The sequence below is a fragment of the Wolbachia endosymbiont (group B) of Gerris lacustris genome, from assembly GCF_964028355.1.
Lineage (GTDB): Bacteria > Pseudomonadota > Alphaproteobacteria > Rickettsiales > Anaplasmataceae > Wolbachia.
Window position 1 is genome coordinate 1071434 of the sequence record NZ_OZ034761.1, and the last position, 14293, is coordinate 1085726.

A 14293-nucleotide genomic window follows, 5' to 3' on the forward strand; every position below is an offset into this window, starting at 1 on the left:
CAGCTCCCTTATTATGACAATAAGAGTATTTATCCTTGTTTTTGATCCGCGCGGGTTCAACAACAAAAATTCAGTGAAAAACTCAGATGTTTATTGGCAAATTACATAAAAATTATAGCGGCTGCATGTCTTTTTTATTTTTTCTACATTCAGCCAAAACGCGCTTATTTTAAGCGTTAGCACATTATCAATTACAGTAATAAAATTAGCACCATGTGGATTCTTTTGCCTTTTTTTCGCTTGGTAAATTTCTTAACGTTTATAGCTAAATGAACTGGGCAGAAAGGTGTCATTCCAGTGCTTGACACTGGAATCCAGGAAAGTTTAGCTTGTGAGCAAGCAAACTAGCATAGAAAGTTGTAAGTTAAAAATGTGATATAAAAGAGATAAGAGGGAAAGATAACCCTACTCACTATAGGAATAGGGCTATCACGGGCGTGTGCGACCGAATGAAAGTTGGTATTACAACCGTAGCCATCAAGGTAAACTAGCCCCATCTCTCGATACGTTTGAATAGTTGCATGGGACATATGTATGCACCCGTTTACAATCTTAAATTAATTAAACTATCGAGGTTATTTATTATGATTACATCTTATCAAAATTTCATTGGCATTGATATCGGAAAATTTAAAAATGTTGCTGCAGCTTATAACCAAAGGAGCGCTATCAAGTTTGACAATGATGCTACTGGTTGGCAACAGTTGTTTCAAAAATTTTCAGATATCCTACCTAATTCTCTAGTAACTTTAGAAAACACTGGAAAATATGAGCTTGGCTTAGCACATTTTCTTGTTGATAAGAATGTTGCTGTACATCGAGCTAATACTCGTAAAGTAAAAAGTTTTATCATATCACATGGAACTTTAGCAAAGACAGATCAATCAGATGCAAGAGCCCTTGCTCAATATGGTTTTGAACGCTATAGTGCTCTATCTCTATTTGTGCCTATGTCAAAAGAACAAACCGCCTTAGTTGCACTCTGTCAACGTCGTGATGACATTACACAAATGAGAACTCAAGAGAAATGTAGGCTTGCAGCACCTGAAAACGACTATATAAAGGAAAGTTGCCAAAAAACAATAGACTTTTTTACCAGTCAGATAAATGAGTTCAACGATGCCATACAAAGAATTATTGATAAAAATCCAGAGTTACAAAAGCGTCAAAAGATCTTGAGAACAGTGCCAGGAATAGGTCTCAAGTTATCACAAGTTTTTGTGTGTCTAATGCCAGAACTTGGCCACCTAAACAAAAAAGAAGTTGCAAGTCTTGCTGGAGTTGCTCCACATCCAAAAGAAAGCGGTAAAACTATTGGTTACCGAAGGATAACAGGTGGTAGAAGCAATGTTCGTGCAAAGCTTTTCACAGCTGCTATGGCTGCTGCAAGATCTAAATCTGCACTTGGTGCTTTTTATTCTGATCTTATTGGTAGAGGTAAAAAGAAGATGGTAGCTATAACAGCTCTAATGCGAAAAATCATAGTAATTGCCAATGCAAGACTTAAAGAAGCAATTAATATGAAATAAAAAAATCTGTATAGAAAATAGGTTAACGAATATGTGCGTCTACACACATTTAAAGCACATATTCGTTAACCATAAAATCTAAGCAGTGCTTGCTGTTTGATATAAATTTCTTTCTGTATAAACTAGGGTTTTTGTTGCCAAAATACATTTTTCAATTGAATAAAAATACAAAATTATCAACAAATGAGACTAAATTCAAAAAATTTTAAAAAACATAGTTGATGGTTGCAACGTTTTCGGTGAGATTGCAGAAAGGCTGGATCCCAATGTCAAGCACTGGGATAGAGGGACAAGAAGGAGGGAGCAGGGGATGACAAGAAAGGAGCTACTTTCATGACACCATTTGCTTTCTTCAAAAATTTACAATTATGCTTCATGTGTTTTATTAAATGTTTTACTTAAAAATTCAATTTCTTATTATAAGAGATAAGCAATTCATGAATAATGAAAGATTACAAAAAAGGTCATAGAAAGCGCCTAAGAGAGAGAATTATTTTAGATAACGGACAATCATTACTTGATTGTGAGATTTTAGAACACGTTTTATATTCAGCATATAGTAGAATTGATGTAAAGCCAGTAGCAAAGAGTTTGATAGAAATTTTCGGCAGTTTAAATAAGGTTTTTAATGCCGATTTAGAAGCACTGCAGAATATTAAAGGAGTTAATAATGCAGCCATATCTGCTATCTTTTGTATGAAACAGGCTTTTGTTCGTTCTGCACGAGAAGAAATAAAGGACCTACCCATAATTAATAATTGGAAAAAATTGCTTGATTATTTAAAAGTAAGTATAGGCAGCCTTAATAAAGAAAATTTTCGCGTTATCTATATGAATAAAAGATATCGTCTAATAGCAGAAGATCTACAAAACTTTGGTACAATAGATCAAACTCCTGTTTATGTTAGAGAGATCATAAAACGTGCTCTTTTAATTGGCTCAACGTCGATTGATTAAGTTGGTCTATTATCTGATTCATGTAGTCGAAAACTAATTGTAACTTTATTCCAGACTTAGTATTGCTTTCATAGCCACTGTAGCTAGTACCATAACCTTTATACATCTCTTCCATATTGTTAGGTAGAGTAATATAGCTACTGTCCAATAATTTAACACTATTAAATAGCTGTAAGATTTTGCAATCAACTTGCAAGATATTTTTAAAAAGAACCACAGATTCATTATACATCCTTTTCATAAATTCCACTGCTTCTTCAGTAAATCTAAAATCCAAACCTTGTTTTGTTATATCTATCGAGTCCTCGTTTAGTAATTGACACATTGTTTCTACGCTACAATTATCAACCCCTATATTACCCAAGACCATGGCTTTTACGAACGATGAACCTTTTAGCTTTCTCTTTCTTTTTATAAACCTTGTTGTAATTGAGATTTTGTCTACTTTTTCATTAAAAAATTCTTTGAGCTTTTTTGATAAGCTAGTTATTTTATTCATTCGTTCTCTCACTAAAAGTATTTCTGGGAGAATATAGCTACTGTCCAATAATTTAACACTATTAAATAGCTGTAAGATTTTGCAATCAACTTGCAAGATATTTTTAAAAAGAACCACAGATTCATTATACATCCTTTTCATAAATTCCACTGCTTCTTCAGTAAATCTAAAATCCAAACCTTGTTTTGTTATATCTATCGAGTCCTCGTTTAGTAATTGACACATTGTTTCTACGCTACAATTATCAACCCCTATATTACCCAAGACCATGGCTTTTACGAACGATGAACCTTTTAGCTTTCTCTTTCTTTTTATAAACCTTGTTGTAATTGAGATTTTGTCTACTTTTTCATTAAAAAATTCTTTGAGCTTTTTTGATAAGCTAGTTATTTTATTCATTCGTTCTCTCACTAAAAGTATTTCTGGGAGAACTTATACCTTATTATTCTATCTCTTTCATACCTTTTTTTCCTTAACTTGACGCGTATGGTTTATTTAACACTCCCAGTTTATTCATAAATTGACGTAGTATTGATATATCGTTCATTTTAGTAGATGGGCTTTCTTTATGCTCTGGCTGATCTGACGATCTTTGTACTTCTTGCTCTGTTGAGTTGTTAGCTAAATTTTGTTGTTCAGTAACATTTTCCGGTTGTGTTGCAGTTGGGAAATTATCTTTACTGGTTTGCTTATCGGTGGTTAATTCTTTTACAGACTTCCTAATGCCGCTAAGTCCCAAAGTGACTATCAGACAGACCACTCCTGTTATAGCTATGATGGGTAATGCTGCTCCAATTGCAATCTGTCCTTGGAAGCAGGAAAGTGTTACCATTGTAATAATAGTAGTTGCTACTGTGATTGCTAACAGTATGCTAGCTCTTCTGCCCGGGTCAATGCATTTCCATAAAGCTTTGAAGCCATCTCTTATTTTGTGAAGAGAGCTCTGACATTTTTTTGAAAAAGTTCTAACGTTATATTTTTCTTCAAGTTTTTTCCTTAGTTTTTTAGCTTTTACCTTTCCTTCTTGTGGAGTTTTTGAGTAATTTTCTAAATGACGTAAAGTGCAATAATATTTTTCAGTATGAAATTCTTGATCTTTTAGCTTCAGAGAACGAGAGTCAGCACCAACCTCTAGCAGCTTTGCGCAAAACTTTGTTATATTGTCGTGCTTTTTTTCTGGATCAAAAATTGTTTTCATTTGCGAAAGATGGTTGCCTTTTTCTGCCTTTTTTATTAGTGCTACTTGTAGAGGGGTTCGTCCTTCTCCATTAATGGTATTTATGGACTTACTCAACTGATCTTCAGATATTTTTTTTTCTTTCACTAAACTTGAAATCAACTTCAAACAAGAAATCTTTTGTTCTCCTTTTAGTAAAGCAATGTCATGCAGAATATTGTTACCCTCTTTATCCTGAGCAGTAATATCAGCACCATTTTGTAGAAGTAACTCTAAGGCTTTATATCTATTTGTTTTTCCAAATTTTCTATCTGTGCATGATCTATCCTTATTCTTTTCTTTTATATGCTGAAATAACTGATGTAGAGGTGTTTGTTTTGCTGTATTTTCAGCATTTATAGTTTCTTTAAACTGTGCTTTAAGCTGCTCTTTCTCACTTGCATTTAATATTATATTTAAAAATTTAAGCTTTTCTCCCTTCTCCAATTTTGTAACTATCAGGTGTAAAGCATTATTACCGTCTGTGTCTTTAAGTCTAATATCTGCTCCTTTTTGCAGTAACTCTTCAAAAAGTTTCTCATCTTTATCTTTGATTGCTAAATGTAATTGATAATTATCATTACTATCTGGAGTATTTATGGTATGTGGTATAATTTCTTTAATTTTTGTTCTTATTTCTGATTTTAATTCAGGTTTCTTTACTGGCTTTGCTGATTTTTCTAAGAAATCACAATAGTATGTCTTTTGCTCTTCTTTTAAGTATTGTAATTCTTTTGTAGATAATCCTAAATTGTCAGAGCTGGCTCCATACTCTAGCAATTTTGTAAGAAACTTAAGTGTGTTATCGTTATCTTGAATTGTGTGAGAATCATGTTTCCCTTTTATTATCTTGTTAATTAGCGCTACCTGAAAAGGAGTCTTTCCTTCTTGATTTTCACTATCAACAAGTTGTGCTAGATCTTCTTTCGTGATCGTTTTTATTAGGGTAACTAGAAATTTGCATTTTTGTTTCTTTTTGAGCGATGCAATAAGGTGTAAAATATTATTTCCTTTTTCATCTGTTATGCCACTGACATTTGTGCAGTCTTTTAGGTATTTTCTAAATTTCCTGTTGTTTCTATTTTGGATTGCATTTAGTAATTGAACGTCATTATCAGAATCCGATATTCCGTTTATTCCATCTTCAAAATCGCTATTAGAATCTGATATTCCGTTTATTCCATCTTCAAAATCGCTACTGTAGCCACTGTCTTGTTCATTGTACCTACTCAAACAACTTTTAGTGATTTCAGAAATTACTTGGTTTTTTGTTTCATTTGATATTTTTTTTGACTGTTCTACTACTTTACCTAGCACTGGAAGGAAACATTGGACATAATATCTGTGATATTTTTCCTGTTCTCTAAGCGATTCTTCTAATTTAGTTAACACTTCAGGACTAGCGCCTTCCTTAAATAACCTTTTACATTGCTTGAGTGTTCCATCTCGACTTCTTGGTTTTTCATGCTTATGCTCTGCTTTTTTTACCTTTCTCTCTATAATGCAGTACAATTGTTTGTCTTTTTCTTTCCACTCTTGCTTTTCATTTTTATTTATGTATTCAGATAATTTATTTGCATTAGTAACTAATGCACTTAGATCCATATTCATACTCAAACCTCAATATTAAAGCTATTTAGCGTTAGCCCTCAAACTAACAACGGGAGACTTTTAAATTGAGCTAGATGTTATCGAAATATAGGTGAAAAGGCAGAAAACTAGTTTCTATTAGAAAATCTATTGTCATAGTCAAATCCCCACTTTAGCACTTGTCTACTATTTTAACTGTTTTATCTTAAAAAATAATAAATGTGACTAAACTGTGAAGCATGAGTGCTCTGAAAGAGACAAACCAATGTTTTTATAGATCTTTCAAACTTGGTTTTTCTTCTAATTTTTTAAGCATTCCTTTACTTAGTATTGATTTTATCTCTTCTACGCTTTTATCAAGATCATCATTAATTATTACGTAATCATATTTATTACTTTTACTTATCTCTTTTTGCGCTTCGGCTAATCTACGCTCTATTTCAATTTCATCATCACTATTACGCCTTTGTAGACGCAGTCTAAGCTCTTCCATTGAGGGAGGAAGTATAAAAACACTTACAACTTTTTCTCTTAAGATTTCAAATAAGTGGAATGCTCCTTGCCAATCTATATTCAGTAAAACACTTATGCCACTGCTCAGGTTTTGTTCTATAAAATCTTTTGGTATACCGTAAAAATTCTCAAAAACTTTAGCATATTCAAGCATTTGACCAGCCTTACATAGTTCATGAAACTTTTCTTCAGTAACGAAAAAATAGTCTTTTCCATTTACTTCACCGGGACGAGGTTTGCGTGTAGTCATAGAAACAGACATAACTAAATCAGTTGATTGCTCAAGTAATTTTTCTGATATAGTAGTTTTTCCAGCTCCAGAAGGAGAGGATAGAATCAGTAGTATGCCCTCATTTTTTACGGTCATTTTTCTTTATTTAACAAGTACATTATAGAGTTTTTTAAGACTTTGTATTTTTTGAGTCAAAGTTTAAAGGGCTAGAGCCTTCTAAATTAGCATTTGATAAATTGGTACCAACAAGAGAGGAATTATCAAAAACAGTATAACGTAAATCAGTTTTTTCAAGATTTGCCTTATTCAAATTAACGTTTACAAACTTTGCTCTACTTAATATTGAATTAGAAAAATCAGCGTTTTCTAAATTCATATTCTTGAACTCAAAGTAAGAATAGTTTACATCAAATTTTTTACCCTGTGATATTTTCTCTTGCAAACCTTCAATCGAAGTTATAGCATCCTCTAGATCTGTCTGTCCTTGATTGTCAATCACAATTGAATTATCAAATTTACAATCTGTTAAATGAATATCAGCAATTGAACTTTTATATATGCTTGAAGAGAGAAAAGACATATCACTTATTGTCGAATTACTCAAATTGCTAAGAAAAAAACTAGTCTTTCTAAAGGTATTATCATAAAACACGGAGGATTTGAAATCACTTTCAATAAAGTTTGAATTAGTGACTTTTGACTTAGACCAGCTCGAATTATCAGCTAATAATTTGAAGAATATTGAATTTTCTATCTCACTCGAATCCATATTATGGTGGGAAAGAGTACTATTATAAATTTGAGAGTCTTTAATTTTCGTCTTATACATTGAAGTTGTGGAAAGATCTGAGTCTTCTATTTTTGCAGAGGTAAACAATGAATGGTCAAAGAACGAACCATTCATGTCAGAATTCACAACTTTAGTATTATGAAACTTTCCGTGACAAATGTTAGCATCATAGGCGTTAACTTTATATAATTCACTAAAACTAAAATCAATATTAGACAAGTCAGCATCCTGAAGGTCTGCTTCGAAAACATATGCATGTTTTATCTTCGAACCATTTAGTATAGATTTAATGAAGTTTGAATTACTCCCCTTCACATAGGAAATTTGTGAATTGCTTAAATTGGCTTTTTCAAAATTACTGTTGACTATAATAGAAGCATTAAAATAGGCGTTCGAAAGGTTGCTACCTGTAAAATCCGATTTTTTTATTTCAGCACCGTATATATTAGCATTTTTTAGTGAAGAAAATTGTATCTTGAGCTTGTGTGCATCCACTCCAAAGAAACTTGCGTTGTCGAAATTATTTTTCTGCATAACAGTGTCGTTTATTTTACTATCACTAAAATTGATGTAGCTGGCACTTGAGTTTGATAAATTGGAGAAATTCATTTTTACATTCAAGAATTTGGTATGCAAACCAATTATATTACACATACTTACTTTGTTGAGACTAGAATTGATAAAATCAGCATAACTGATATTAGACTGATCAAATATGATATCTGTTAAATTTGTAGAAGCAAATTTTGAAAAACTTAAATTTGTGCCTTTTATTTTAACGCCATGTAAATTAGCATTGGAAAAATTAGCACCACGCAAATCAACATCGATAAAAGACACATCTGATAAATCAGTGTTAGAAAAATCGGCACCAATCAAACTCACTCCGTCAAAAATAGATTTATGTAAATATAATTGACTAAAATTAGCTCCATTTAAATTAGGGCCAAAACCTTTCTTAAAGTCTTGTGGTATGCCTGCTTTGTTGCACTGTACTAAAAATTTAGCGAAATCTTTTGTATTGTAAGATACGTATTTTACATCATGTAGAGCGCTTAAAAAATCATTGATTGGATTTTTTTCATCATCTATTTCATTTCCATAGCATAAATGACCAGCTAAAATTAATATCAAAAGTCTAATTATCTTTTGCATCGCATGTATTTTCTTTTGTTTTTATAGCAAAGTTATACATATCTGAGTTTTCTTCATTGTTTATTTCTTTATCCTCCAGAAGGTATGGCATCATTTCGGCAATTGCGTTTATTATGTTGATCTGCTTCCTTTCGATTGCCATTTCAATAGGAGATTTAAAATTATTATCAACTGCTCTAGGATCAGCACCTTGTAATAGGAGAAAGCGAACTGTGTCTATTTGACTTTGCCTCACTGCATAAATTAGAGGAGTATCACCCAATTTATTTCTAAATCTTAGTATTTCTTGAATTGTTAATCCAATTTTTTCTAGCTTATTTATTACTCCTCTTAGACAAATTAAGTTGCCCTTCTTGATGCAGTAAAAAAATTGCTTACTGTAATCATCAGTAAATATAGTTTTAGGAAGGTGCTCGTTTAGGCTATCATATTGTCTTTTATATATAGACTTGCTTTTATGGTTCCATTCTTTTTTTATTTCTTTGTTTAGCTTTGTCCATTTTTCGCTTTCTTCATTTTCTTTGTTCACAGGTGTTATATTGTCAGGCTGTTCTTCTTTCTTTTTCTCTGTGAATTGGCTTGTTGAAAGTAGTTCGGTGTCTTTTTTGCTAATCTCCTCTTCAGGCTGTAGGTTTGTTTGATTATTGTGACTGATTTTCTTCTCTTCAGGTTCTTCTTTTTTTTCTTCCAATAAAGGACTTATTGAAAATTCGGTATCTTTTATATTAGTCTCCTCTTCAGACTGTAGGTTTGTTTGATTACTTGAAGGTACTTCTTCATTGATTACATTTGTTGGGTCTGTGCTTTCTTTGAGTTCGCCCAGAAGCGGAGAAGTTTTTTCAGCATCAGTGTTGCTTTTCGATACGTCTTCTTGATTTATATTTTCTTCAGGTTGCTCTATAGCAAACAGGTTAGATGATAAAAATATAGCAACTAATAGTATGAAATATAAAGTATTCTTCATAAATATTATGATTAACTAAAATGATACTATAATCAAATGATTAATCTACAGTAAAAAATGCCTTAGGGTTTTATTTATAAAAAACATTTGTATTACCTTTTCTATACGAGTAGAATTTTGCAAAGATTGAATATCAAAGTTTTTCCCATTTATTTAGGTTTTACCTTAAATTGTCATTGGAGTAGCTGACACTGTTTTTTTCTTGATTCCAGCGTCACGCGCTGGAATGACACCTTCATAATGTTATTCCATTTCTCTTGTCATCCCAGTACTTGATACTGGGATCCATTTTCCATCATCATTAGAAACGTTATATTTTAGCATAACTTTTAACTCACAAATTTAACTGGATGCCAGTGCTGGCTACTTTTATGACATCTATCATTTTATGTTTATAGTATTTTTTGCAAATAAACGTTCATAGTTGTAAATTAAATGCAGAAAAATACTTGACACATTTGGTAAGTTGATTATTATCAGTAGAACGAGGGTATTTTAGAGCTCGAAATTTACCTTATTCAAGTCCGCAGACTTTTCAATTAATCTCTCAATAAAAAAATATAGCACAGTCTACTTCAGTGCATACTTAATTTCTGTCATGAGGTGTGTTATATTTTTCTAAATCGTTTTTTATAGGAGGATCATTATGTCTAAAATTCCTTAAAATTAATTAAAGTTAAACATTAATTAAATAGTGCAGTACTGCCTTACGCGTTGCTAATCCAAACTTTACTTGCTGTAAAATAACACAATCTGCTATATCATTGCTAGTTTCGATACCTCTATTTATTGGTCCTGGGTGCATAACAATTGCATCTGGTTTTGCATGCGATAGTTTTTGTGCATCAAGTCCATACAAATGAAAATATTCTTTTTCTGAAGAATTATTATTCATACGCTCTTTCTGCAACCTCAAGAGCATAATTACATCAGCATCCTTTATACCTTCGATTAATGAATAATGAAGTGAATCTACTTCAGAAAAATGCTTACACATCAAAGCTGGTGGTGCAACTAAGCTTATTTTTGCTCCAAACATTTTTAGCAATCTTATATTTGATCTTGCAACTCTACTGTGCAAAATATCTCCACATATAACAATTTTGAGGTTTTTTATTTGCTTTTTATGATTGATAATTACAAGATAATCTGCAAGAGCTTGAGTTGGATGTTCACTGCTTCCATCGCCTGCGTTGATTAGCGAGCAGTTGACATGCTTTGCCAATGTATTAATAATACCACTACTTTTATGCCTGATTATCATATAGTCAGGATTCATTGTATTTAGTGTTTTTATCATATCTTTTAGATCTTCCCCTTTGTTAATAGAAGAAGATTTTATTGGTAAAGTTATAACATTTGCTCCAAGGCTTTTTGCTGCTATTTCAAAAGATGCGAGCGTACGTGTTGAATCTTCAAAGAATAGGTTTATGACTATTTTATTTTTCAGAACATGACTATTTTCAACTTTTTCTTCAAGGTATTGGTTGGCTAATTTAGTTATATTTTCTACATCACCGATTGTGAGGTCTGAGATATTTAATAAATTCCTTCTCTTGTCCATAGCTCCTTTTTTGAGCTTATTCTACTTTCCTAATTTCAATTACACAACTGTAAAGTAAAGTAGAAGGAAGCTATAAAATTTTATTTCCACTTATACTCATCTGCTATCATAACAGCCTCAAAGAGGTGCTTTTCAAGCTCACTTATAGGTAGATCACTTTGTGGATAATTTCCCCAAGATTTTAATGTATCAGAAGTTTCAATACCTTCAACAATGGGATATTCTTGATTTTTTTTAGCATATAATTCTTGAGCTTTTTTACTTATAAAAAATTCCAATAAAGCTATAGCATTTTCTCTGTGTTTTGCGTTTTTTGTTACTGCTGCACCACTAAGATTCACCATTACACCATCACTCGGGAAGAAAGCTCCTAACTTTTCTTTGATATTCTTTTTATTTTCTGATGAAAGGATTCTTGCAAAGTAGTAGCTGTTTACTATTGCAACATTGCCTTCACCAGCGGCTACAGCATAAATTTGATCTGTGTCACCACCGCTTGGTTTTCTTGCCATGTTGCTTACAATTCCACTAACCCATTCTTTTGTTTTTTCAAAACCATTTTTTGCAATCATAAAAGCGATCAATGATCGGTTATATGGACTTGTGGAAGAGCGTACTAATATTTTCCCTTTCCATTTTTCATCCGCTAAATCTTCATAGGTACTTAATTCCTTAGGATCTACTGATTCTTTATTATAAACCAATATTCTAGCTCTTTTTGTGAGACCAAACCAATAATCTTCATTATCTCTAAATTTTGCAGGTATGGCATTTTTTAGAGTCTCTGAATCCACTCGAGATAAGAGCCCTCTTTTTTTGGCTAAAATCAAATTCACCGCATCTGCAGTTAAAAACAAATCAGCTTCACCACCATTTTCCATGCGTGAAAGCAATTGAGAATAATCGTCAATGATATAACGTACCTTGATGCCAGTGGTTTTTGTAAAATCATCAAATAAACTATGTACTAATTCTTCTTTACGTGATGAATAAACGTTTACTACTTGTGAATCATCAATTCCGCTATTTTTATATAAAAAATTAACGACTATCAATATAGCCGCTACTAAAGATATAAATATTAAACCTTTTTTCATAAACAAACCCCTTTAGCTTAAGGTACTCAAATAGCGAGGCCTGAGCAAGTATAAAAATTCCAATCAATGGACATTGTAGGAGATTTATTTCATCCACCTATACTATAGATAGCATCCTTATAATTGTGAGATTGAACTACAACCTGCTCAAGCGTTAAACTGCTGCGTTTAGCGTCTTTGCTATGATTTTCTCCAAGAACGTTTGTTCTTTCTTGTTTTATTTCCTCAATGAATTTCCCATTAACATTTTTAGGATCAATCGTTTCTTCAGAATATACAAGATTAGTGCAATTTGTTTTTCTATAGTAATGCACGCCAACACACACAGCTAATAATGCAACTATACCTAAGCCTGTAAGTGGTAATAATTTTATGTGATTGGTCAAAGGATTCTGGTAAAATTTTTGTATATTATTAACACCACCTTCTGCATAAAGCAATAAAGGGAGCGCTATATTTGCAGCAACTATACCAGTTAATAATGCAGTAAATAGTGGCCTATTATTAATTACAGACTCTATTTTATTAGTTTTACTGATTACTTTCTCATCAATATTGACGAAGCCTTTTTTAGATTCCCAAGCATTGAGTACAAAATTTGAATGAGTGCCGTTGCTATACTTCAGCCTTACAGACTTTATAACTTTACCTTCTGGCTGGTGTCTAAAAACATTGTCTAAAACTTCATCTGCATTTTTTCTTTGAGTTTGATATTCTTTGGTATTTACAAACTGTTTTATTCCAAGAAATATTGGACTCATTGCAAGCAATGAAGCAACTGCAATGATCGGTACGATGGTATAGAGCGGATTGTTTGCAAAGAACGCAATAAATTTTGCTTTATCTTGTAAATACGCTAAAGCTGTAGATGTGCCAAGCACTATAGCGGCCGCACCAAAAATTACAACGCCTTTCTGCTGCATGGCATACTGCGCTTTGGGCCAGAATCTGTTTTTTTGCAGTTTAAACTCCCTATCTGTAGACAAAGACTTTTCAGAGCCGTCTGTCTTATATGATGGTGGAAGACTTGGGGGTGTATCGCTATGCTGACTGAGATTTTTAAAAGAGTTTTTTTTACTTTCATTCCTATCGAAAAGTCTATCAAATTCCGTTTCTTGTGAAACTGATCTGCTTAGAGTTGGATGTTGACTATCTATTTTATTATCAGGACTCTTTTTACTTTTACCTGTAACTGCATAAGTAGGTTTTTCTGGTTTACTGTCAGCTGATCCGCTACTAGACGATCTTTCTAAAGATGGTGTTGTTGACATGATAACATCAGTTGAATCATCTGTCATCCAAACTCCTACTTCATCTAAATAATCACCACCCGCTGCTTTGTCTGTTGTTTGTTCACCAGATACATTAATCCCCTTTAATGTGATATTTTTTAATTCTTTTTCACTGACATCAACTTCCGCTATTTTTTGATCTATATTTTCTAAGAGGCTATTCATATCTTTTTCTAGTAATTCCTGTATGTTTCTACAAAAGTCATCAGCAGGATTAGTGTTCCGAATATTACCATCAACTAACATTACTTTTTGCGGTAACATATCTTTGTCTTTTTTATATGCTTTTAAAAGATATAAAACACATAGATGTTTTCCAATTTGTGGATCTTGAGGCTTATCAATTGTTTTTTGATCTCCAATTCGCGAAGTTTGACGCTTAGTTATTCCTTTAAATACTTTGATAATTTGTGTCTGCTCTTCTGTTAAATCTAAATGATTTTTTACTACATACTCTACTGCTTTGGGGTATGTAGTTGATACAACGGCAACTTCTACTCCGCTTGAAAGTGCAGATTTTAATACAGACTTTAACTTTTCTTTATTTTTAATTCCTGAGTTTTGTAAAAATTCTTTTATTTTTTCGTCAGTTACTGCATTTGCTTTGCCAGAACCATAATCACTATAATTTTTGGATGCAAATTGATTGCAAATGGGACTCTCGACAATTGTTTGATTAAAATCAAATATTAATAGTGCGCTATTGCTTGCAGGTATATTTGAGATAATTTTCTCTACTTTTTCAGGTGGTAATGTATTTTTGCCATTTTGTTTTGGAGTACTTGTTCTGGGAGTTGGTATTGGTGAAGTTGCTGCACCATTTTCATTCACTGCTGTATGAGAAAGCAGTGTGACGTTTTGTTCATTCCCAGGCATATTTGCTCCAAAATTAATT

General features: G+C 32.4%; 9 protein-coding genes and 2 pseudogenes. 2 read left to right on the plus strand and 9 right to left on the minus strand.

The window, feature by feature from the left end:
- Window positions 1-584 precede the first annotated feature (584 nt).
- Both ABWU62_RS05465 and ABWU62_RS05470 read left to right on the plus strand, forming a co-directional pair.
- Window positions 585-1529: an IS110 family transposase gene (locus tag ABWU62_RS05465; protein WP_265022222.1), complete on the plus strand. Its 945-nt coding sequence runs from the start codon at window positions 585-587 to the stop codon at window positions 1527-1529.
- 696 nt (window positions 1530-2225) lie between these two features.
- Window positions 2226-2486 carry a JAB domain-containing protein gene (locus ABWU62_RS05470; RefSeq protein WP_353288179.1) on the plus strand — a complete coding sequence of 87 codons (261 nt, stop codon included), beginning with the start codon at window positions 2226-2228 and terminating at the stop codon, window positions 2484-2486.
- On the opposite strand, the pseudogene ABWU62_RS05475 reads toward ABWU62_RS05470, so the two are convergent.
- From ABWU62_RS05475 to ABWU62_RS05515, 9 genes and pseudogenes are all read right to left on the minus strand, one after another.
- Window positions 2482-2997, minus strand: a pseudogene (locus ABWU62_RS05475) (IS4 family transposase); the annotation flags it as partial. The gene ABWU62_RS05470 and the pseudogene ABWU62_RS05475 sit on opposite strands and share 5 nt — an antisense overlap.
- Before the next feature lie 18 nt (window positions 2998-3015).
- Window positions 3016-3384 (minus strand): annotated as a pseudogene (locus tag ABWU62_RS05480) (IS4 family transposase); the annotation flags it as partial.
- 73 nt (window positions 3385-3457) lie between these two features.
- Window positions 3458-5812: an ankyrin repeat domain-containing protein gene (locus tag ABWU62_RS05485; RefSeq protein WP_353287774.1), complete on the minus strand. Its 2355-nt coding sequence runs from the start codon at window positions 5810-5812 to the stop codon at window positions 3458-3460.
- A gap of 250 nt (window positions 5813-6062) precedes the next feature.
- Window positions 6063-6671 (minus strand): guanylate kinase, encoded by a 609-nt coding sequence (gmk, locus tag ABWU62_RS05490; protein WP_211908465.1) that lies wholly within the window; start codon window positions 6669-6671, stop codon window positions 6063-6065.
- 34 nt (window positions 6672-6705) lie between these two features.
- On the minus strand, window positions 6706-8481 hold the full coding sequence (locus ABWU62_RS05495; RefSeq protein ID WP_353287775.1) for a pentapeptide repeat-containing protein: 1776 nt from the start codon (window positions 8479-8481) through the stop codon (window positions 6706-6708).
- Window positions 8465-9445, minus strand: a complete 981-nt coding sequence (locus ABWU62_RS05500; protein ID WP_353287776.1) for an ankyrin repeat domain-containing protein — start codon at window positions 9443-9445, stop codon at window positions 8465-8467. Before ABWU62_RS05500 ends, ABWU62_RS05495 begins: the two co-directional genes overlap by 17 nt.
- A 676-nt stretch (window positions 9446-10121) precedes the next feature.
- On the minus strand, window positions 10122-11009 hold the full coding sequence (locus ABWU62_RS05505; RefSeq protein WP_353287777.1) for an aspartate carbamoyltransferase catalytic subunit: 888 nt from the start codon (window positions 11007-11009) through the stop codon (window positions 10122-10124).
- An 80-nt stretch (window positions 11010-11089) separates the two neighbouring features.
- The gene (locus ABWU62_RS05510) at window positions 11090-12106 is read right to left on the minus strand and encodes an extracellular solute-binding protein (protein ID WP_353287778.1); all 1017 of its coding nucleotides are present in this window, start codon (window positions 12104-12106) and stop codon (window positions 11090-11092) included.
- Window positions 12107-12195: 89 nt separating this feature from the next.
- Window positions 12196-14229: a hypothetical protein gene (locus tag ABWU62_RS05515; RefSeq protein ID WP_353287779.1), complete on the minus strand. Its 2034-nt coding sequence runs from the start codon at window positions 14227-14229 to the stop codon at window positions 12196-12198.
- Window positions 14230-14293 lie beyond the last annotated feature (64 nt).

Coding starts and splice junctions, on each gene's coding strand:
- ABWU62_RS05510 (WP_353287778.1), bottom strand. CDS start 12,106: ATGAAAAAAGGTTTAATATTTATATCTTTAGTAGCGGCTATATTGATA.
- ABWU62_RS05500 (WP_353287776.1), bottom strand. CDS start 9,445: ATGAAGAATACTTTATATTTCATACTATTAGTTGCTATATTTTTATCA.
- ABWU62_RS05505 (WP_353287777.1), bottom strand. CDS start 11,009: ATGGACAAGAGAAGGAATTTATTAAATATCTCAGACCTCACAATCGGT.
- ABWU62_RS05495 (WP_353287775.1), bottom strand. CDS start 8,481: ATGCAAAAGATAATTAGACTTTTGATATTAATTTTAGCTGGTCATTTA.
- ABWU62_RS05470 (WP_353288179.1), top strand. CDS start 2,226: ATGAAACAGGCTTTTGTTCGTTCTGCACGAGAAGAAATAAAGGACCTA.
- gmk (WP_211908465.1), bottom strand. CDS start 6,671: ATGACCGTAAAAAATGAGGGCATACTACTGATTCTATCCTCTCCTTCT.
- ABWU62_RS05465 (WP_265022222.1), top strand. CDS start 585: ATGATTACATCTTATCAAAATTTCATTGGCATTGATATCGGAAAATTT.
- ABWU62_RS05485 (WP_353287774.1), bottom strand. CDS start 5,812: ATGAATATGGATCTAAGTGCATTAGTTACTAATGCAAATAAATTATCT.